We start from the raw sequence: 21,018 nt of genomic DNA, 5'->3' as shown, positions 1-21,018 counted from the left end.
CTTTTATTCCTCTGTGATGATCTCACTGCTTAATTTTCCATGTACCAGATAGCGATAATTCCGTCTGGAATTGACACAGGTAGACAGCGTAACTATCCGATCCGTTGCCGACAGCTCGGTGCCGGTATCATAATCCCTATAAGAAGACACCGTATCCAGAAACGTCTGAAAATCTTCCGCTTCCGGGAAATGATACCTATATCCCTCACTTCCGGTTCTTCCCGCATAGCAGGAAAAGATACGATACTTGAGGATCTTGTCCGGCAAATAGAGATAAAACTCCGGATGTTGTTCAAATAGCTCTTTGTCTTGGTACTTATCCAGAGTTCCGAACATGCTCCCGTTTTTCATATTATGCCCGTACACGATCGTATTCTGATCCGTAAAGTCCGGCTGATTATGGCAGTCCACAAAGATGCTCCCGTTGATATTGGATTCTCCCGAAAAAAGGTGATGAAGATAATATGCATTATCTTTCCCCTGTACCACCGGATAACTAATATCCAGTGCCGGAATCTGAATCCACGCTATGACATCCGGATTAACCGCTTTTAAACCTGCAAAATCAATTTCTAGATACCTATTCTTAGGTTCCTCCTTTTCTTTCTCAGACTCCGGTGATTCTTCTTCCTCTGGTTCCTGAACATATTCCTGCAGTTTCTCGTAACTTACGTCCCCTTTCTGATACTTCAGATAAGCACCAAAGAGTTTTCCTGCCGCTGCGAGAAAAACAAGCAACAGGCAGATAATGAGTCCTGCAAGAACCGTATTTCCTTTTTTTCTCATGATTGTTCTCCTTTCGGAAGAGCCGAAGTCTGTGCCCCGGTTCCTTCCTTCTGTTTGATGGCGGCTAAATAGTCATCAATCCCCTTGTGTTTCCCGTTCCACTCCCCGCTCTCGTCCATATCCCAGACCATCCGGTTCATCGGCAGGGAAAGCTCCCGGCAGATTTCATAGACCTTATTGCAGCCGTTCTGGATAATCCTCCGTTTCTCCGCCTTATGCTGGCAGATAACAGGGGAACGCTCAAAACAGACCGCACACTTACTGTCATGCTTATTGCAGGCTACTTTCATCTTCTTATCCATGTCATACGCCTCCAAAAGCTGTTTCATCCCATATCCTTTCATCCGCTCCAGCACCGGTTTCAGATTCCGGTACTGGTTCACTCCGGCAACGCACACAAAGGTAGCGCCGGACAGATAATGGGCTATGGTCCCTTTTAAGGCTCCTTCGGTCAGATAGACACGTTCTGCGGCAAGATCACCGATCACATGTACCGGACTTCCGGAGGAAACTCCCTGGTCATAATTGACACTGGACAGCCAGATATATTTTTTCGTGTCAGTCACATGATCTACCCGGATCTGAAAACCCTGGATGAACCCGTCCAAAGAAACTATGGGAATCAGGATTCCTGAGTTTTCTGCTTTGAAGTTAATCGTCCAGTTTCCGTCTGTATCCCGGTAGAATCCCGGCACGCCTTTCACCATATATCCTTCTTCTGCCAGCCTTTTGACCAGCTTCTTCATTCCAAACAGCGGGACACTCCGGTAACGCTGTGCTTCGATCTGTTCCGGTTTTAATCCTCGTCTTTGCAGATCCTCCTGATGCTTCCTGTTAAGCGTGAGCATGGACAGCATTCTCTGATACGTCCGGTGGATTTCCTCTATGGGTGCAAGCTCTGCCGTTGCCTTTTCTTCCTGTACCGGCGTTGCTTTGATATAATCCGTCCGGTATTCTCCTTTTCCTAATGCTTCCCGGATCTGCTGATTTGCTTCGGAGAGTGTAACATTGTGCAAATCCGCATAAAGCTTCAGCATCCCCCCGGACGCATCACAGCGGTTGCACCGGAATACATTCTTTTCCACATTGATATTCAGTTTTCCATGCGTCTCTCCACAAAACGGGCAGTCATAATAGTTTCCCCGCCGCTTTCTGAGATGCAGCACCTGCACCACATCCAGTATTCCATAATCAAACCCAGACATATCATAATACATCCCGGTCTCTTCCTCCTTTCCCCCGCAGAAAAAAGCTCTCTGCGGGGTTCTTCCTTAACCAGCCATCGGCATTGCTTTTTGTAAAATTACCTTTGCTGCCGCCGGAACCAGATTGTTCGGTCCGGAATATTGCTCGGCAAACCACTGGATCGTTGACGGGCTTTCAACTGCCACCTGTCCCATGGTCTTTCCGCCGTATTTTCCCTTTCCCGGAATCACAGTCCCGACTGCCATTTCATAGTTCATGTGTTTCATCAGTTCTTCTACCGGAAGGGACGTATCCAGATTCTGTAATGCTCCCTGCAGCATCTGTCCGGTCTTTGGCGGCGTAGAGGCAGCCGGAGCGGAACCGTAGCCAGGCATTTGTCCACTGCCATGGTAAATGGTGCTTCCCGCCGCCTGTGCCTGCTGATAGAACTGATTCATCATCTGCTGGCCTGCATATTCCGGCTGACCTGGCATCTCTCCATAAGTTGGCATAGGGGCATTTGGCATGACACCCGAATCCGGCATGGCTGCATTTTCCATGGCACCTGAATCCGGCATCTGTGGATTCTGATATGGAATTCCGGCATCTACCTGTGCAGGATCATTTTCCTCTCCCACATCCGCAAACTGCACACCATATCCGGCATCCGATAATGCCCTTCCTACGGCTGCTGTTTCTGCCATTTCCAGAAATTTGTCTCCAAACTTCGGGTCATCGCTCCGGAATTTCTGCGAAAAGGAATTGGCTACATAATTGTCTTCCTGATCACATTTATCCAGATAGATACGTGCTTCCACAACTGCCATGTTCTCTGTGAAAGTGATAATCCGGCTGATGATCTTTCCTGCCGGATTGACCAGACGAAACCATAGCTTCCGGTATTTCACATCCAGATAAAGCTGCTCCTCCTGCCCTTCTTCTCCAATCTTTCTTGCCAGTTCCATCGGATGGAAGCCATCCACACGGTTCAAAGCGGCAACTGCCTCTGATTTCTTATACAATAATTCTTTCATTCTCTGCTCCTTTCATTTAGAAAAGCAGACGTTCCCCTATATAAGAGTAATAGTCCGCTTATTTCAAAAATTGAAAAATATTTTTAAACAACAAGTTTTAACTGCTCCATTTCCGGTTTCTGTTCACTCTGATACTGATCGTAATACTGTACGATCCGCTCACTCAGAATGGTGTTCCTTGTCCCGCTGTCATCCGTATGGATTGCCTGACAGACTGCAGCCCATTCCCCTACCAGATAAACCTTGCTTTTCGCTCTGGTCACTCCGGTATAGAGAATATTGCGCTTCAGCATCATATAAAAGGCTTTTACCCAAGGGATGATGACAACCGGACATTCGGAACCCTGTGCCTTATGGATGGTTGTTGCGTTAGCATGTTCGATCATTTCCATCTGGTCAGCTTCATATTGCACCTGCCGCCCATCCGGGAATCCGATCACTGCCCTGGCATTTCCATCCTCATCCGTGATACAGTCCAGTATCCTGCCCAGATCGCCGTTACTCGCCATCTCGGTATTTTTATTCTGTAAAATCTTATCGCCAACCCGGAACACCTGACTGCCGATATGCAGTTCCTTCTTCCCTGCGATTGGCGGATTTACAAAATCCTCCAGAGATTTGTTCAATTCATCCACTCCGGCAGCACTGCGTTTCCGATACGGAGTCAGGATCTGTACCTGATCCATGCCGTTTTTTGCAATCTCGTCCAGATAAATCCTCCGGACAATCTCTGCCGCTTCATCTGCTCCTTTACAGGCAATGAACTGAAAATCCTCCCCAAAGCTCAGATTAGTCTTATTCTCCTGCATCAGTTTTGCATTATAAGGTATGCTGCTCAAAGCGCCCTGCCGGTAAACCAGATCCAGTACCGTGACCGGAATCAGCCCGCAGGCAATCAGTTGCCGGAACACATCCCCGGCTCCTACGGATGGAAGCTGGTTCTTATCCCCGACTAAAAGGACTCTGGCATGTCTGCTAACCCGCCGGAAAAATTCATAGGCAAGATGCATGTCCACCATGGACACCTCATCTACATTTAGAAATCCGGCAGACAGGTACTCAAAATCCGGTTCAAAATCCGTATCATCTCCCAAAAGCCCCAGGGCCAGATGCATCGTGGATGCATTTTCACAGCCGGTACTCTCCACCATACGTCTTGCCGCACGTCCGGTCGGAGCCATAAGCTGTACCTCTGACCTGCATAACGCCTGATGGATATAGAGAATCACCTTGAGAACCGTTGTCTTTCCGGTTCCGGGACCTCCGGTAATAATACTGATGGGATGTGCAAACACCATCCGCACTGCCTGTTTCTGTGTTTCTGACAGCGTGATCCCCAGTGTCTTCTGTGCCTTTTCCAGCTCCGGTTCAATGGACAGCAAAACCGGCTTCTCCAAAAGCCGTCTGGCTATCATGGAAGCGGTCTGTGTTTCTTCTTCATACTGCCGGATAGAATAGATCCGTTCTTCCTCCACAACAATGCTTTTTTGCAGCACCAGCCGGTAAAGCACCTGACTGACATCCTGCTCCGATACTGCCATGACCTGCAGATCCCGGTTCAGTATTTCCAGTGCTTCCCTGATAACCTCCTGACGCTGCTTAAACAGATGTCCTTCTTTCATTGCCTGATTCATGATATGTCCGATGCACCCGGATATCCGCATGGGATCATTGAGTGCACAGCAGCACTGTCTTCCGATCGCATCCACAGTCAGAAACCCGAAGCCTTTGACTGCACTCAGCATGTAAGGGCGGTGCCGGATAATATCCACCGATTCATTTCCGAATTTCTTCAGAATCATATTCACTTTTTTGGGTGTTACCTTAAAAGGCGCCAGAAACGTCATCAGTTCCCGGAACACCTGGTTTTTTCCATAGGACTCCACAATAGCAGCCAGCTTCTTCTCGGAAATTCCACGGATCTTCAAGAGTTCCTGCGGGTTGTTTTCCATGATTTCCAGTGTCTGAAGCCCAAACTTCCGGAAAATAGTATCTGCCATCTTGGGACCGATACCTTTGATTGCACCGGAAGAAAGGTATCCTAAGATACCCTCCTTTGTCCGTGGTACAACCTCCATGAAATTTTCCACCTGATACTGAGTTCCATGCTCTCCGCTCTCCCATCTGCCTTCCATCTCAAGCTCAATCTCGTCTGTAAGCGGAAGACCGAATCCAATCGCTGAGAAGCCGATGATATTCCGGGATGCCAGATATTTGTCTCTGGCTGACAGGGGGACAGACGTATCCTGTGTGGTGAATATGGCAATCGTATACCCATTCTCCTCATTCTGGAAAATCTTATGTTTAAATCTGCACCTCATTGTTTATATCCCTCCAGCTTTTTATCCGCATCCGTTCATTTGGTTTTCTCATTACGCCGCCTCCTTCTTAATTCGGAAAGTACGGCTCTCCGTTGTTTTTGTATATTCCTCATAGATATCCGGATGCTGGTTTTTCAGCTTCTCCATCTGGTCTTTCCCAACCGAAGTACGTCTGGTCGGATTATAGGTAATACGGTAACGGTTCGTACCGTCCTCCAGCACTGCCTTGCAGCCCTGCCCCAGCTGTTCCACAAAAGGAACACTGATTGCCCGCTGTTCTGCTTCGATTTCCTTTTTCCGTTTTTCCAACTGTGACTTTTCCTCCGAAAGGGTAAGATACTTCTCAAGATTTTTTGATTCCAGACCGGAAAGCACAATTTCCGGAATAGATTTGTCTGCAAAACCACCATAATTACGGATATTTGCCAGAACCAGATCGGAATTCCCGTTATGCGGCGGTACTACATTTTTCAATACATGTTCCTGCCAGAAATACGTTTCCTGATCAATGATGTCTTCTTCCTCAATCAGATCACGCTCAATGGTGCGATACACAAACTCATTCTCGTTATTTCCATACAGGCATGCGATAAAGGCTTTCTGCATATTCATCACAGACAGATAATGCCTTACCTGCAGCACATAATGAGCTGGAATACCCTCATCAGCCCACTTATCTTTCGCATTATAATTGCAGGTTTTACATTCCAGAATCGCAAATGTCCCATCCGGCATACGAACAAAAAAATCCACATCTGCAAGCATGAACGGATATAATGGATGCCGGAACATGACACGTACCGGAAATACTTCCAGTCCGGTCTTTTTGGAAAAGATTTCTGCCACCAGATCTTCCAGCCGGTGTCCGACTTCCTTGGCAACCCAGTTGCTTTCCTCTTCCTCCTGAATGACCGGCTGCACACCTGTTTTGTTGTAAAACAGATCCCGGATAGTGCAAATGGAGAGATCCCCATGATTGCCGCTACATCACTGCCGCCGATTCCTTTTTTGCGGTATTCCAACCAGTCTTCTCTTGACAGGTTACTGATATCCACAACCTTTTCCGGTGTATACTCTGCTTTGTTATTCATTCCAATTCCTCCTAACATTTGACTGCTCCATAAACGTCATATTTTTTCCAGTCTTTTATAAGCGCCTTCGTAATATCCTCCTCCAGCTTCAGGATGCCCTGTCCGGACATTCCTTCACAGGCTGCAAAAAAGGAGGCTTCATTCATGGCATAATAAAGATCATGTGCCGTACAGGCACCTTCCCCGTTCTGGGATACAAATAGCTCCACCACCTCATTCCGGATCTTCTGTTTAATGCCAAGTTCCTTCATCAGCAGCTTCAGGCAGTTCACCGGATTACGGATCTCAATGTCCATAAGCTGAGTAAGATTCTTCATCGCATCCACATAGCGGGCGCATACCTGCTCCAGATTTTTCCGGAAGTCCAGAATCGTTGCCCCTTTATCGTGAGCCAGCTTGATTGGACTTCCCAGACTGATAACGCCGTTTGGTCCGTCTGTCAAAAGCATCGGATACAGATTTGCACCGCTCGCTGCCACGTCAGATGTGGTAAAACGAAGTGCCGGTGACAGGATCTTCTCATCCATTCCGTGTGCATCCAGTGCTTTTCGGTAAGTATCCAGAAGTTCCTGACTTCCTCCGAGCTTCCACATGGCAGATACAATGGAATGGTCATAGATACCAGAGCCCTCCATGTAAACACTGCCTTTGAAATTCAGATTCAGATATTCGCAGGTTGTCTCAAACATGGCTTTCATATCAAGGATGCAATAATCATGTTTATCCCCGCCATGTACTGCGGAAACCTTTCCGTCCGCAATCTTAATCAGGGCATCCCCTTTTGCAACCCGCAGGCAGTAATTGACTACCTTCGCATATGTTGCCTTATCCAGCTTGCGAAGCCCGTCTCCATTGACACCTGCGCGGCTTAAAATGGTGCGGATGGCACAGTCACGTACCGGATAGGATTCTCCTCTCATTTTCAGTACAAGCTGCGTATTCTTCTCTGTATCCTCCAAAATTTCTTCCATGGATGCATCTGCCGCATCCAGATTTTGAGCCTCCTTTTCCAGTGGTGCCAGCCGTAACGTATTCGTTGGCTTTCTGATCCATTTGGCATTTCTTCCTCTCTCTGCCAGAAACTCCAGCAGATCTTTTACTTCTGCAAAGGATCTCTCAAATCCATCTGCATACACTCTTGCTTCATTCATGTTCTTATTCCACCTTTCTTAAAATAATATTTATCCATCAACAGCCGAAGCTGGTTGTGGCATGCAACTATGCCGAAACCTAAATGTAAGCACAAAAAAAGAATGAAAAGAGAGTCTTTTCTCTGTTCATTCTTAAAAGTCTGGTTTCTTCCTGAAAAAACAAAAGTGCCACGCAGCCAAAAAAGGCATACCGTGACACTCACTACAAACATAAACTACTTATGCCAGGAATCAGCTCCTGCTGTTTCCTGTAAGTTTGGAGATTCTTATGAATCCCGAAACTCCCCAAAAAGGGTGTGCATAAAATAAACTATATCAGTATACTAGCACAAGATATTCCTCATGTCAATTCAGGCTTATACTATATATGGTGTTTATATTTGTTCAAAATACTACATCTATTTTTCTACTACGAATTCAATCTTCTCTTTCAGATACTCCCGGCAGCCAAACCGAACCGTTCCACACTGCTTTGACTCCTCTTTCGCCTTTTCATTACAGCAGTCCAAGTAGGGACAATCGTTACATTGATTCCGCAGTGCTTCCTTCGCCCATTCAATTTCCTGCTCATTTCCTATAATCCGCACAGACATCCACTTCCTTTGCTATCATCATACCCCAAAATCCATTTTCTATCATCCATAATTTCTTTTTTTGTATCATTTTAGTAAATTACGGTTATATTACGGAATAATCACTATATTTCAAATATATCTCTATTTTATTCCGTAATTTGCTGTAAGTAAATAGTTTAAAATGTGGAAGAGAGGTGTAAATGTATGGATAAAAACTTTATTGGAGAACGCATCAGCGAACTGCGTTTAAAGAAAAATGTATCTGAATATCAGATGAGTCTGGATCTTGGCAAAAATAAAAGCTACATCCAGTCCCTCACTTCCGGACGTTCTCTGCCTACCATGCAGAGCTTTCTGGATATCTGTGACTATCTGGAAGTCACTCCTCAACAGTTCTTCGATTCAGAGCTGCACAATCTTCCTCTGATTGACAAAGCAACTGATCTGATGAAACAACTCGATGACGAGGATATGCTTGCGCTCATTTCCATGCTGAATCGTCTGGCTCTAAAACGCAAATAGATTTCCGTGGCTGCCAAATCAAGGCAGCTTTTATTTTTATCATTTTTTCTTAAAATTTTTCAATCTTAAAGAAAAGCCCCCTATTCCTTAATTGAATGGGTAATATATCCATTCGCCGTACCTTGAAAACAAAAGAAATCTTTCGGGAGATTGATATAGGTGACTGCAGATAGTTTGCATCTTCGCACGCCTGCAGCTTAATAGTTACAAAGTAACACCGTTTTACGTGGCCGGAACGGGCATAGGAACTGGCTTCTGAAAGAATAACATAGACTTTTGGGATTTTAGCTTATAGCGCTTTTATTAGAGAACTTTTACTCAAAATTTGATATAATAATAGACAGGTATCAAGTTGATTCCCTGTCTGTGGAAAGGAGATTCATGATAACTGTAACAAAAAGGGATTTGATTGAATTAGGCTACGGTCCTTCCTTTGCTGCTGATATTATCAAAAAAGCAAAGGAACTTATGGTAGAAAAGGGGCATACCTATTATCAATCCAGAAAATTAGACAGGGTTCCAAAAGAAGCCGTTGAAGAATTATTAGGGATTACTTTGCCCGATAAGCAAGAATGATCGTGCTTTTTGCATTTTAGTAAGGAGTGAAATCATGGCAAAAGATCCAATTAAAAAAGCAGAAAACGGCACTTATTATTTTCGAGCCAACCTCGGATATCATCCTGTAACCGGAAAACAGATTCAAAAATACCGCAGCGGATTCTCAACAAAAAAAGAAGCCCGTGCCGAGTATTCCAAATTGATTCTTGCATCAACGGAAGAATTAGCTGATAAGAAGGAAGACATTACCTTCAAAAAGTTTATTGAAGAAATCTATCTTCCGTGGTACAAAACTCAGGTGAAAGAAAGTACCTACAAGAATCGTTACTCGACCATTCAAAAACACTTTGCCTATTTCTACAAGAAGAAAGTGTCCGAAATAGAAGCGATAAATGTACAGACCTGGCAGCTCAAGTTGGCAAAACAATTCAGTCCAAACTATGTACGCATTGTTCAGGGAATGTTATGTTTAGCTTTTGACCGGGCGATTATCCTCGGACTTGCAAAGAAGAATCCTGCCCGCATGATCGGCAATATCAAATCTAAAAAAGTAAAGATCGACTTCTGGACTTTGGAGGAGTTTCAGAAGGTAATATCCCTGCTGTACAAAGGTGACTACTACGAGCACTATCTCTTCATCTCGTTCTGGCTTTTATTTATGACTGGAATGCGTATTGGAGAGGCTGCCGCCTTACAGTGGGATGATATTGATTTTGAAACAGGTATGCTGATTATTAGTAAAACACTGTACTATAAAACAATGAATGACTACAAATTCGTTGAACCTAAGACGCAGGCAAGCAACCGTACCATTTATATTGATGCTGATACCATCAAGGAATTACAAGAATGGAAGGCGGTCCAGGCAAAGGTTTTACCAAATTGTGGATTCGTACTGAGTTATAACAGTACACCCACCAGCAAAACAACGCTTCCAAGAGCATTAGAGAAATTGGCAAATTTAGCTGGTGTCCACAGAATCAAAATTCATGCCCTGAGACATTCGCATGCTTCCCTGCTTATCAGCATGGGCGAAAATCCACTGCTGATTAAAGAGCGTCTTGGACATGAAAAAATACAGACGACACTAGGAACTTATGGTCATCTGTATCCAAACACCAATATTGAGATTGCAAAGAAGCTGACCGGGGTTCTCAGCTACCAGTCAGCTTCTCAAAGTATTGCTAATTATACCAGTAATCAGCATACTGCAATGTATCACAAAGAAATATAAAAATGCAATGATAATGCAATTTCAAACACCCAAAGCCGCAAAGCCCCGTGGTTACGGGCTTTGTAGCCCAGCGTCAACTATTCAAACTCTACAAAGACTAACGCTTTTTGTTTAGGAATTATTCTCTGTAATGTTTCTCGTTCTTTTGATTATTTGATATATCCATATTATCCTGCCTATACGAGCTAATGTTATCATTTTGTTATCGGCATTGATAACACCTACTCGATAACTGTGGATAATAACTATATGTAGCATGTCAAATTATAAGCTATTTTGCTTAGAGATTCAACACAAAACTGAAATTTTACTTTTCCTTATATTCATCTGGTATTGCTATTTGAAATGTTTCACACAACAGCATCACATCATGCACATCATTTTTATCGTGTTCATATCCCAAATGAAGCATTACCTGACTCAATGGTTCAATACAAGAAACAGTTATATCTCCAACTTTTCCAATACCGGAAAAAGTTTTTGATGGAAATATATCTCCCTCATAAACAATTCCGTCATCTGTAAATTCAAAACAATGTAAATCAATGATTCTTTGTTTATCATCTTTCCAGACAGTATGACCATCCGTTGTATAATCAGTATTTACTTCCTCAAATCCATGCTGCTTAATCACATAAATATAATCATGATAATGTTTCAGTTCAACAAACAAATCAATATCATTGTGTATTCTTGATTCTCTTTTAAGAAGTGCATCAACACCCCATCCGCCATCTAAATATACTTTAATTTCGTTTTGCAAAGCATATTTTATAATTTCACATGCATCTTCTGTACGTACCATAATCTATCCTCCAAATTCAAATCTTTGTATGCTTTCCAACTCACTAAAAGCCTGAAATTTGTCAGTCTTTCATCCTTTTTGTTATCAATCACCAATTAGCTGTAATCCATTAGGATTTAGCTGATATATTTTATCGCACACCTCTTCAATATACTTTCTATCGTGAGAAATGCTAATGACAGCCCCCGGAAATTCTCGGAGCATTTTTCTTATTACCGGACCGGACAATGGTGAAAAATTTCTTGTCGGTTCATCCAGAATAAGAACATTTGCACCACTTAAGCTCATCCTCAAGAGAAGCACTTTCGCCTTTTGTCCGCCTGATAACTCCCGAATCGGATGCTCCATTTCATCTGGTGTGTATTTAAGTGAACCAAGGTATGTTCTAATTCTTGTACGCTCTTCTTTATCTCCTGTTTTATCAAGGTAATCAACCGGTGTAACATCCAAATCCAGCAGGTCTTCATAAGTTTGAGGCATATATTCTGCTTTAATGTCATTCCGATTTAGGAGTTCTTCCGCTATCTTTTTTAGAAGAGTCGTTTTTCCTGCCCCGTTGGCTCCTATCATACAGATTTTTTCTGAACCTTTTATTTTTAAATGAATTCCTTCTGCTAAAATTCTTTTGCCATCCGGAGTCACAAGCTTTGAAAGTTCATATTCTATGACCGTTTTTCCTGCGGGAATGTGTGAGTTTTCATCCCCTAATTTGACAAAGATTGCTTCTTCCTGTTCCGGCATCTGAGTCATATTTTCATCTTCTTTTTCAAATCTTCGTTCCATTGCCTTAACCGTATGCATTTTGTCCTTTAAGTTTTTGGCAACAGACGGTGCTTGTCTGGTACAACTTCTTAATGCACCTTGTACACTCTGCATAACTCTTTGATATTTTTCATCGCGAATCTTTTTCTCCCTACGGTCACTCAGTGCCCGCTGTTTTTGGATTTCAAATTTATGAAGCCGTTCTTCCACATAGCGTCTATAGGGAAGCTTTGCCACGGTATATCTCGCCTTTGTTTTTCGTATAATCTGCTCGATATGTATCACCATGTTGGCAGTACGCTCTATCAGCGTTTCATCGTGTGAAATAAAAAGCACAATGTGCTTCCAGTCATTTATGATTTTTTCCAGTAATGTAAGCGTCGCAATGTCGATGTCATTGGAAGGTTCGTCCAACAACAGCACAGAAACATCGCGAATGAAAAGCCTCATAAGTTGTGTCTTGACTTTTTCGCCTCCTGAAAGACTACCCATTGTCTGGTTACTGTAGAAAAAATCATTTTTCATTCCAAATTTTCCCGCAATAACAGACAATTCTTTAGGCGTTTTCTCCCAGAATATTTCCTCTTCAGAAAAATATTCGTATATTGTTTTTTCCTTATCTTCATCGAGCATCTCCTGCGGAAGATAACCAAGACGTTCGTGTCCCATTATCCTTTCCCCATCTGCTTCTATATAGTTTTCTACAAGCGACGGATTGTATATCCACTTCATTAATGTCGATTTCCCATTTCCCTCTTCTCCAATAATAACTGCCTTATCTCCATCATTTAGCACAAGGTTGAAATCATTAAGAATTATTCTCAGGTCTTTTTTATGTGTTAAATTTAATTTTTTTATCTGCAACATTAAAGTTTCTCCTTTTCGAAGTCTGAGCCAATTATTATTTTGAACACACAAAAACGAGTCTTTTTTGCATACGCAAAAATAGACTCGCTAAATAGCCCCTTATTTCTTTTCCAAAAGGAAAACAAAGGAAATGCCTCTTGCGATAATCCAACTTAAGCGTACACAAAACAAACCTATTCTCTACAGGCTCAATAACTATATGTGTCTTACTTAAATCAAATTATCTATTAATCATTTCCTCACCTTACACAAAATGTGCCTTTCTTTCTTCTAATGGCAATACTATCATACTGTATTTTTTGTGTCAATACATTTCACCTTATGGAAGTGCAAATTAAAATTTTCACTTCCTAATTATACATCCAACCATTACGAAATTCAATCTTTCACAACCTCTTTACAACCACAACCACAGCACTCCAGCAAACGCAGGAGCACCATACCGTAAAACGCTTATGTGTAATTCAACTCCGTTCCTACAACTTCCCTCACACAAGCCTGAATATTATTCATTCTTCCAATCCATTCGTAGGGATTATCTTTCTTTAATTGTTCCGTCACATCTTGTCTGTCGGCATATTCCTTTACCAGTCGAAGAAACATATCCTCTGCTTGCTTATCGACTTCTGCAAGATAACTATGCAGCTTTCCGCTTGTCAGCAGGTTCATATATAACACTTTATAGTGTTCCTTTAAATGCCTTGCATGTCGTTTCCCCCATAAACCAATCGGCTCTATTTCTTCTTCGGCTGGTACTGTGATGTTCGGCAATAAATAATCACCCACCTGTCTATAAGTTCCGCCCATTTCTTCAAAAATTGTCTTTGTCATTTTCCTTTTCCTCCTGTGATTTTTGTCTATCGTGATCGTGTATTATCACGCTTGCGACCTTTAACTGTTCTTGCCTGCTCCAACAAATCATCTATCTGTTTGCGACCAAAAACCTTACGGAGCAGGCTGTAATCTTTATTTTCTGCTTTTAGGATTTTGTTTTCTTCGGTCAATCTTTCATTGACTTTCTCCAAACGCTGATTGGTGCGGTATAACTGTGCATTCGCTGTATTCAGCCTATGATAGTTGTCCCACCCCTCAAAGCAGCGGGCAAGCACCGTTTTGACAAGTTGCTTCAATTTCCTTACAACCGGCTCTGCCATTTTGGTTTATATGCCTTTGCAGTCATAAATTTCTCTGGTTCTGGCAACTGATATTTCGGTGCAGTATCAAGCTCTATTTCAAGATTTGACAGCTCGTCTTTTGCCTTATCATAGTTCAATACTCGTTCCGACAACACATCAAATTCAATCTGTTTCTGCTCGATTTTCGCACCTAATGCCGCCACTTCTTTTTCTCTTTCCTGCTTTTTATAATCCAAAACAGAAAGATGTTTTTCGTGTGTGCCTAAATGTTCCCACTCAATCCCATAACGTTCCATCACCGCCGCAAGCTGTTCTTTTTCGGACTGTATCCATTGCGACCACTCCGTATCGCCACGACTGCCGCCCTTAAAACCTTGCGTTGCAAGAGCCTGCTTTAGTGACACTCTTGTATCAAGTCCACGCTTGCTGCCTGTGGTAAAAGGTACAAAATCTATGTGCAGATGTGGTGTAGCTTCATCCATATGCAGATGAGCCGAGAACACCCGAAGCTGTGGATTTCGCTCCTGAAAACCCTGATAGTATTCATCTAAAATCTGCTTTGCCAGTTCTCCGTTTTCCGTATCGGCGTTCATATTTCCCTTACCGCCCACCTGTAAAATGATTTCGTGGAACGGTTTTTCCTGCTTGGAACTTCGGATTTTTTCATAATAATCTTTTATCTTTCGGTCTGACCTTATCTGCTTGGCATTGTATCTTTCCAATGCTTCATCAAACAATTCGTGATAAACTGTCTTTATATTTTCATTGCAGTAGTCGATATTGAGATGAGTACGAGTTCCGTCTACATTTTCTGCTCGGAACTTTCGGCTATTGTGATTGACCGAGCCTTTACCGACCATTGCACTTATCGTTCTCTGCATTTTTTCATCTCCCATCTGTAAATTTCAACATTCTCAGGTTTGTTACTTTTGTCAAAAGTAACGCAAAAGCACTTTTGACGGGTACACCCATCAAAAATGCGACCTGTAAACAGGTTTTGCGTCTCCGAAGGCTCTCCGAGGGGTGAGCGTGTGCCGGTGGCACACACGCCTGCGAACCGACCGAGCCAGCAGGCGAGACCAAAGAGCCGCCTTTGAAAAGGCACTCTCTGCACACTCCCCTAAACTTTATCCGGTGTCAAAGTGTGACGATGGTGACAATGTTTTTCACAGCGTGCTGCTCTCAAAAACATTGACACCTTTGACACCGTTTGTCACGCCGTCTGCTCGGTTTCTTTCCAAAGTGAAACCTTTCTTCCGTCGTGTGTGCGGCTGTTCTGATAACGGATACCGTAATCACGAAACAGCCTGCTTGCGTTGATACTGAGCCTTAAAGAAAGTACATTCGGCTTTATATCCACCGCAAGCCTTTCGCAAAGTTCCGAAGCAGTTCCTTCCCATCTGTCACTTTCCGAAAAGAGCGTATCCGCTATCTTCTCAAGCAGAGGTTCGGGCGGTTCTTTCCACATCTCCGTTTCCGATTTTGCAAAGTTCCACACCAATCGCTCGCTGTCCCTTACAAGATGGATTTTCATATCCTGCTGGTCTCTGCCAGCAACATCAAGTGTGGCATTGTTGGAAGTACGCTTGTCCTTACTGAGAACAAATGCACCGTCTGCCGCACCCATCAGACCATTCGTGCCTGAAATCATATCGAATATATCTTCCGATTTTTGTTTGCGTGTATGATGAACAATAAGCATTGAAACCTTGTAACTGTCTGCCAACGCTTTCAGCCTTGCCACAACATCATAATCACTTGCGTAGCTGTAATCTGCTCCGCCTGCTTCACGCACACGCTTTAAGGTGTCTATGATAATCAAGCCTGTGTCTGGGTGTTCCCTCATAAACCCTCTTATCTGTTCTTCCAGTCCGCCATTGACCGTTTTACATTCCGTTGCGAAATACAGATTGCCTGTCTCCTTTGCACCGAACATCTGAAACAATCGCTTCTGCAAACGTGGGTAATCATCTTCAAGGGCAAAATAAAGCACCGTTGCCTTACGCACCTTATACTCCCAAAGCGGTGTGCCTGTGCTGATATGATAGGCAAGCTGTGCCATCATAAAGCTCTTTCCCACTTTCGGGGAACCTACGAAAAGGTAAGTTCCCCTTTGGAGCAGACCGTCGATAAGTGGTGTCTGAACCTCAAACACCGTATCATACAGCGTTGTCATTGATACTGTTTTCAGATAGGAAGGGTCTAACTGTCTGAGTATTTCCCTTTGCATTTCTTCAAAAGATTGCTCGTACCCCTTGAAATCCGTATCCTGATTGACTATACTATTGTCAGTACATTTGGAAAGTGACTGTTCCGCATCTGTTGCCGCAGATACATTTGGAATAGTCATTTCTTTTTTATTCTCCATTCGCATCCTCTCCTTTCAAACCGCCGAGAATAATGGAAATCAGTTCTATTACACTCAGCAGTTCATCATCCACACCTTTTCCTGCTTCAATCCTTTTCAGTTCCGCAAGGACTGTGGCAAATTCCGTTTTCAACGCCTTATACACTCTCGGATTGCCCTGTACCACCACATCCTGATTTAAGCAACGGCGGTAACAATACTCCTGTTTTGGCAATCCTGATAGAGCTACAGCTCTGTTAATGAGTTCGTTTTCTTCGGGCGATACTCGAAACCCTACTGTGATATTCCTCCAACGATTTTTGTTATCTCTGTTCTTAGCTGACATTTTCAAAATCTCCTTTCCCTAAATCATCTAATTTTTCTGCCATCTCAATCTGCTTTGACGGAAAGAGGTGTGCGTACTGATAAGTAATATCAATACTTTCGTGACCAACTCGGTCAGCAATCGCCACCGCAGAAAAGCCCATATCAATCAAGAGTGAAATGTGGCTGTGACGGAGATCGTGAATGCGGATACGCTTCACGCCTGCCGCCTTTGCCCCTCTGTCCATCTCGTGATGAAGATAGCTTTTCGTCACCGTAAAGATACGGTCTTTCTTCTTCAATCCGTAAAGCATACCGAGATATTCTTTCATTTCCTCACACAGAAACTTCGGCATTTTAATCGTGCGGTTGCTCTTTTTCGTTTTCGGAGAAGTAATCACATCCTGCCCTTTCAAACGCTGATAGGATTTATTGATTGTGACTGTTTCCTTATCAAAGTTGAAATCTGCCGGAGTCAAAGCTAACAGCTCGCCCTCTCGGATACCGCACCAGTAAAGCATTTCAAACGCATAAAAGGAAACAGGCTTGTCCATCATCTCAAAAGAGAATTTCTTGTATTCTTCCTTTGTCCAGAACAGCATTTCCTTGTGTTCCTCACGTCCCATATTTCCCACCTTTGCCGCAGGATTGGAACGCAGTTCATAGTAGCGGACAGCGTGATTGAAAATGGCGGACAACTGATTGTGCAGCGTTTTCAGATACGTCTGTGAATAAGGCTTTTTCTTCTCATCACGATAGGCAAGCATTTCATTCTGCCAAGTAATAATCTCCTTTGTGGAAATCTCGCTGATTTTCAGTTTCCCGAAATACGGAAGTATCTTTGTGCGTATGATATGCTCTTTGGTAAGCCACGTGTTTTCCTTCAAACGGTTCTTCACATCATTGATATAAAGCTCCGTAAAGGCTTCAAAACTCATATCAAGGTCTGAAGAAGTCTGCAATTTGAACATTCTTTCCCATTCCTGTGCTTCTCGTTTGGTAGCAAAGCCACGCTTGCATTTCTGCTTGCGTTCCCCTTTCCAGTTCACATACCTTGCCATCACATACCAAGTACCGTTATCTTCATTCTTAAATACCGGCATTTACATTTCCCCCTTTCCTGCTCCGTAGAGCCTTTCGTAAAAATACTGGCGATTTACACGCCCTGCAATCGTAATAAAGCCCTTTGCTTTCAATTCCTCATTTAATTGTCTGATGAGTTTATATGCATAAGGTTTTGATACGTTTAGTTCCTGAGCCACATCTTCGGCTCGGATAAATCTGTTTTCCATATCCTTTTTCTTCCTTTCTTAAAATAATTTTTTGCTTGCCGCTTTCTCCGTGTTAAAGTTCCAACAGGCACTCCTGCTTGTCGGCAGGCGCTGTGCTGTCCCAATGCACCGCAGTACATCAGGCGCTCGCTCGTATAGGGGTTCCCGAAAAGTCGGAGACTTTTGGGGAAGAGGAGGAGCAGTGCAGCGAATGAGCTTTTGTGCTTGCACACAAGCGAACGATACGGAACTTGCTCCGACGAGGTCTTGGCGGTTTGGCTTTTCGGACGGTCATTCAGTTGTCGCATTAAGCATATTTGTTTAATTCGTAATTTATTTTACTAAACATATTTGCTATTGTCAAGTGGTTGCAAAGAAAATATTAAACATTTTTGTTTCGGTTTTTCTTGACTTCCACTAAACATTTCTGCTATACTTATTTCACTAAATATAAAAGGAGCGTATCATTATGGCTATCAGCGAAAGAATACATTTTTTCAGACTAATGCGTGGTATGACACAAAAGTATCTCGGTACAGCAATCGGTTTTCCAGAAAAGAGTGCTGATGTGCGTTTGGCACAGTACGAAACTGGTACACGCAAACCGAAAGCAGACCTTACAAATGCATTGGCACAGGTGCTTGATGTTTCTCCACAGGCTCTTGATGTTCCTGACATAGACAGCTATATCGGTCTTATGCACACTCTGTTTACCCTTGAAGATATTTACGGTCTTACTGTCAGTGAAGCAGACGGAGAGGTATGCTTAAAGGTCAACAAGGACAAAGGCAGAGAAGCATATGAACTCCTCAAAATGCTGTATGCTTGGAAAGAACAGGCAGACAAGCTATCTTCCGAAGAAATCAACAGAGAAGAATACGATAACTGGCGTTACCATTATCCAGAGTTCGACACCACACAGCGTTGGGCAAAAGTTCCATCACAGGAATTAAGTGACGCTCTCGTGGAAGCATTCAAAGACCACTTGAAAGATAAATAAGCACCTACAGGACCTGCCACTGGCAGCTCCCTACAGATGCTTTGGCAACGACAAAAAAGCCCTTAACTATGGTTATTAACCACAGCTAAGGGCTTAGTTTATAATATGGAATTTGTTCAGAGCCAAGCTCCGAACTTTAGTCTGCAAGCCACCTGTTAATTGTTCCGTTACCCATAAACCACTGGATAACAAGAATAATGGCACTTGCTATGACTGTTATCAATTTGTTATCAAAAGACTAATCGAAATCGCTGAAACCCGCATAAACACTGGCTTTTTTAAGCAACTCGATTTATTCAAACTCAATCGTTCCCGGTGGCTTACTGGTCAGGTCGTAGAATACGCGGTTAACTCCCTTAACTTCATTAATAACACGATTCATAACCCTGTTCAGTACTTCATACGGAATCTCTGCGGACTCTGCTGTCATAAAGTCAATCGTCTTCACTGCTCGAAGTGCCACAGCATAATCGTATGTTCTGAAATCGCCCATAACGCCTACGCTTCGCATATTGGTAAGAGCTGCAAAGTACTGGTTCGGCATCCAGGATGGTTCTTTGCCGTTCTCAACTTTATAAGCTTCTGCTGCCTTATCAATTTCTTCACGGTAAATGAAATCAGCATCCTGCACAATGCGAACTTTCTCTTCAGTAACTTCGCCGATAATACGGATTCCAAGTCCCGGTCCTGGGAATGGCTGACGGAATACCAGTTTCTCTGGAATTCCAAGCTCCAGTCCTGCTTTGCGGACTTCATCTTTGAAGAGGTCACGAAGCGGCTCAATAATCTCCTTGAAGTCTACGAAATCAGGAAGTCCGCCTACATTGTGATGAGACTTGATCACTGCAGACTCTCCGCCAAGACCACTCTCTACCACATCTGGATAGATGGTTCCCTGTGCAAGAAAATCAACAGCACCGATCTTCTTAGCCTCTTCTTCAAAGATACGGATAAATTCCTCACCAATGATCTTACGCTTCGCTTCCGGCTCAGTAACTCCCGCAAGTTTATCATAATATCTCTGCTGTGCATTCACACGGATAAAATTCAGGTCAAACTGTCCATTAGGACCAAATACACCCTCAACCTCATCGCCCTCGTCTTTACGAAGAAGGCCATGATCTACAAACACACATGTCAGCTGCTTGCCAATAGCTCTGGAAAGAAGTCCTGCTGCTACAGAAGAATCAACACCGCCAGACAGTGCCAGAAGGACTTTGCCGTCGCCCACTTTCTCACGGATTTCTTTAATTGTATGCTCAACAAATGCATCCATCTTCCAGTCTCCGGCACATTCGCATACACCAAGTACGAAATTGGATAACATCTTCTTTCCTTCTACTGTATGGAGAACTTCCGGATGAAACTGGATCGCATACAGTTTCTTCTCCGCATTCTCGGCTGTAGCCACTGGACAGTCTGCTGTATGTGCAGAAATCTCAAATCCTGGTGCTGCTTGGGAGATATAGTCTGTATGGCTCATCCAGACAATTGTTTTCTCTGATACTCCTTCAAAAATTCTGGAGTCTTTTTTGTCAACCAGTAGCTCTGTTTTGCCGTATTCACTTACATCTGCTTTCTCAACTTTACCGCCGAGAACATGCATCATAAGCTGTGCACCGTAGCAAAGCCCAAGCACCGGAATACCAAGTTCGAATAATTCTTTCTGGTAAGTCGGTGAATCAGCTTCGTAACAACTGTTCGGTCCACCGGTAAGAATGATTCCCTTTGGATTCATGGCTTTGATCTTCTCAAGATCGGTCTTGTAAGAATAGATTTCACAATATACATTACATTCTCTGACACGTCTTGCAACCAGCTGATTGTACTGACCACCAAAATCAATTACAATAACTAATTCTTTCTTCAAGGTTTTCCTCCTGTTTTTCCCTATAAATTCTCATTGGAATCGTTACTGTTCACACTGGAAAATCTCCGGTAAACAATAACCTTGAATCTTCTTTCCATTATAAATGAGTATTACAACTTTTACAACGACTAATTTTCTTAGCTGAATAAAATTTTCAATATATCGTAGATAGATTTTAT

The 21,018-nt window shown here is 43.1% G+C and carries 19 protein-coding genes and 1 pseudogene; 4 read left to right on the top strand and 16 right to left on the bottom strand.

Annotated features, from left to right (window positions below; all coding sequences use genetic code 11):
- Positions 1-3: 3 nt before the first annotated feature.
- From srtB to DW904_RS08435, 7 genes are all read right to left on the bottom strand, one after another.
- Complete coding sequence (gene srtB / locus DW904_RS08470; RefSeq protein ID WP_005333383.1) at positions 4-786, bottom strand: class B sortase; 783 nt, start codon at positions 784-786, stop codon at positions 4-6.
- The gene (locus tag DW904_RS08465) at positions 783-2,003 is read right to left on the bottom strand and encodes a CHC2 zinc finger domain-containing protein (RefSeq protein ID WP_005333381.1); all 1,221 of its coding nucleotides are present in this window, start codon (positions 2,001-2,003) and stop codon (positions 783-785) included. The genes srtB and DW904_RS08465 overlap by 4 nt, the downstream gene beginning before the upstream one ends.
- A gap of 54 nt (positions 2,004-2,057) precedes the next feature.
- The gene (locus DW904_RS08460) at positions 2,058-3,005 is read right to left on the bottom strand and encodes a hypothetical protein (protein ID WP_005333375.1); all 948 of its coding nucleotides are present in this window, start codon (positions 3,003-3,005) and stop codon (positions 2,058-2,060) included.
- 83 nt (positions 3,006-3,088) lie between these two features.
- Entirely contained in the window at positions 3,089-5,326 is a 2,238-nt protein-coding gene (locus DW904_RS08455) for an ATP-dependent RecD-like DNA helicase (RefSeq protein ID WP_117613308.1), read from the bottom strand.
- 51 nt (positions 5,327-5,377) lie between these two features.
- Complete coding sequence (locus tag DW904_RS08450) at positions 5,378-6,247, bottom strand: YqaJ viral recombinase family protein (RefSeq protein ID WP_243110345.1); 870 nt, start codon at positions 6,245-6,247, stop codon at positions 5,378-5,380.
- Positions 6,248-6,428: 181 nt separating this feature from the next.
- Positions 6,429-7,568 carry a hypothetical protein gene (locus DW904_RS08445; protein ID WP_005333353.1) on the bottom strand — a complete coding sequence of 380 codons (1,140 nt, stop codon included), beginning with the start codon at positions 7,566-7,568 and terminating at the stop codon, positions 6,429-6,431.
- Positions 7,569-7,966: 398 nt separating this feature from the next.
- The gene (locus DW904_RS08435; protein WP_005333351.1) at positions 7,967-8,161 is read right to left on the bottom strand and encodes a hypothetical protein; all 195 of its coding nucleotides are present in this window, start codon (positions 8,159-8,161) and stop codon (positions 7,967-7,969) included.
- Between the two features lie 186 nt (positions 8,162-8,347).
- Between DW904_RS08435 and DW904_RS08430 the strand changes: the two genes are divergently transcribed.
- From DW904_RS08430 to DW904_RS08420, 3 genes are all read left to right on the top strand, one after another.
- Positions 8,348-8,665: a helix-turn-helix transcriptional regulator gene (locus tag DW904_RS08430; RefSeq protein WP_005333350.1), complete on the top strand. Its 318-nt coding sequence runs from the start codon at positions 8,348-8,350 to the stop codon at positions 8,663-8,665.
- Positions 8,666-9,046: 381 nt separating this feature from the next.
- Complete coding sequence (locus tag DW904_RS08425; protein ID WP_005333349.1) at positions 9,047-9,241, top strand: DUF3173 domain-containing protein; 195 nt, start codon at positions 9,047-9,049, stop codon at positions 9,239-9,241.
- Between the two features lie 34 nt (positions 9,242-9,275).
- Complete coding sequence (locus tag DW904_RS08420; protein WP_005333347.1) at positions 9,276-10,457, top strand: tyrosine-type recombinase/integrase; 1,182 nt, start codon at positions 9,276-9,278, stop codon at positions 10,455-10,457.
- Between the two features lie 307 nt (positions 10,458-10,764).
- Here DW904_RS08420 and DW904_RS08415 read toward each other — a convergent pair whose 3' ends face one another.
- From DW904_RS08415 to DW904_RS08380, 8 genes and pseudogenes are all read right to left on the bottom strand, one after another.
- Positions 10,765-11,262, bottom strand: coding sequence for an aminoglycoside nucleotidyltransferase (locus tag DW904_RS08415; RefSeq protein ID WP_009247521.1), 498 nt, complete (start codon positions 11,260-11,262; stop codon positions 10,765-10,767).
- 84 nt (positions 11,263-11,346) lie between these two features.
- Positions 11,347-12,891, bottom strand: coding sequence for an ATP-binding cassette domain-containing protein (locus tag DW904_RS08410; protein WP_009247522.1), 1,545 nt, complete (start codon positions 12,889-12,891; stop codon positions 11,347-11,349).
- Between the two features lie 453 nt (positions 12,892-13,344).
- Positions 13,345-13,722: a TnpV protein gene (locus DW904_RS08405; RefSeq protein ID WP_118579377.1), complete on the bottom strand. Its 378-nt coding sequence runs from the start codon at positions 13,720-13,722 to the stop codon at positions 13,345-13,347.
- 26 nt (positions 13,723-13,748) lie between these two features.
- Positions 13,749-14,887, bottom strand: a pseudogene (locus DW904_RS08400) (plasmid recombination protein).
- A 353-nt stretch (positions 14,888-15,240) separates the two neighbouring features.
- Positions 15,241-16,395 (bottom strand): AAA family ATPase, encoded by a 1,155-nt coding sequence (locus tag DW904_RS08395; protein WP_009247525.1) that lies wholly within the window; start codon positions 16,393-16,395, stop codon positions 15,241-15,243.
- Positions 16,385-16,720: a hypothetical protein gene (locus DW904_RS08390; protein WP_009247526.1), complete on the bottom strand. Its 336-nt coding sequence runs from the start codon at positions 16,718-16,720 to the stop codon at positions 16,385-16,387. Before DW904_RS08390 ends, DW904_RS08395 begins: the two co-directional genes overlap by 11 nt.
- The gene (locus tag DW904_RS08385; protein WP_009247527.1) at positions 16,710-17,801 is read right to left on the bottom strand and encodes a site-specific integrase; all 1,092 of its coding nucleotides are present in this window, start codon (positions 17,799-17,801) and stop codon (positions 16,710-16,712) included. The genes DW904_RS08390 and DW904_RS08385 overlap by 11 nt, the downstream gene beginning before the upstream one ends.
- Positions 17,802-17,990 (bottom strand): transcriptional regulator, encoded by a 189-nt coding sequence (locus DW904_RS08380; RefSeq protein WP_009247528.1) that lies wholly within the window; start codon positions 17,988-17,990, stop codon positions 17,802-17,804.
- A 448-nt stretch (positions 17,991-18,438) separates the two neighbouring features.
- On the opposite strand from DW904_RS08380, the gene DW904_RS08375 reads away from it, so the two are divergent.
- The gene (locus DW904_RS08375) at positions 18,439-18,969 is read left to right on the top strand and encodes a helix-turn-helix transcriptional regulator (RefSeq protein WP_009247529.1); all 531 of its coding nucleotides are present in this window, start codon (positions 18,439-18,441) and stop codon (positions 18,967-18,969) included.
- Positions 18,970-19,261: 292 nt separating this feature from the next.
- On the opposite strand, the gene guaA is transcribed toward DW904_RS08375, so the two are convergent.
- A complete protein-coding gene (gene guaA, locus DW904_RS08370) occupies positions 19,262-20,839 on the bottom strand; it encodes a glutamine-hydrolyzing GMP synthase (RefSeq protein ID WP_118579374.1) in 1,578 nt (525 codons plus the stop codon).
- Positions 20,840-21,018 lie beyond the last annotated feature (179 nt).

Source organism: Ruminococcus sp. AM42-11 (assembly GCF_003480145.1).
GTDB lineage: Bacteria > Bacillota > Clostridia > Lachnospirales > Lachnospiraceae > Blautia_A > Blautia_A faecis.
The sequence above is the reverse complement of the archived record's forward strand: the minus strand, read 5'-3'. Positions and strand labels throughout refer to the sequence as shown.